The sequence below is a fragment of the Herbiconiux daphne genome (assembly GCF_024979295.1).
Lineage (GTDB): Bacteria > Actinomycetota > Actinomycetes > Actinomycetales > Microbacteriaceae > Herbiconiux > Herbiconiux daphnes.
Genome location: NZ_JANLCJ010000603.1, coordinates 1 through 582, shown reverse-complemented (window position 1 = coordinate 582; position 582 = coordinate 1). Strand labels below are relative to the sequence as shown.

At 40.4% G+C, this 582-nt stretch carries 1 protein-coding gene; it reads right to left on the bottom strand.

The annotated features are described in order from the left end of the window. A partial coding sequence (locus N1032_RS26695) for a hypothetical protein (RefSeq protein WP_259543686.1) occupies window positions 1-432 on the bottom strand: 432 nt, incomplete at its 3' end. Between the last annotated feature and the right edge of the window lie 150 nt (window positions 433-582).

Genomic DNA, 582 nt, shown 5'->3' with positions numbered 1-582 from the left:
CATTGTTTGCTGAGCAGCTTCTGGATTAGTAGATGTAGCTAGCTGTTGTTCTGTCTGACGATTAGCAGCTTTAATAGCTTCTTCAACTTCACCTCGATTGTAAAGTTGGTCTGCCATTCTATTGATATCATCAGCAGTGATTTGTTTACCATATGCACTTTGAACTTGATTCTGTAGATCACTTAATTGATTAACACCTTCCTGACCTGCACCTGTTAGCTGAGAAGCATAGGCACGTAATTCAGGAGAAGCCATCATCTGATCTAAAGCAGTTTGCTGATCCGAAGTAAGCCCTGCATACTGTTGATTCTGCCATTGAGGAGTCTTTAAGTTTTGAACTTGACTGCTCAAATCATTAATCATATTTTGAACATATTGCGGGCGAGAGATTTTAGTAGTTGAACTACCTCCGCTACTACCAAAGAGTGCCATTAGGAAGCCCCTCCAAACCAATTACCGATAGTATTGAAAGCACCAGTACCACCAGTGTTATACCATTGGTTTTTATATTCACCTTGATTATTCTGAGCACCAAATCCTTGGAATCCACCCAACTTACCATAAGTACCTAGAGCAGACAAA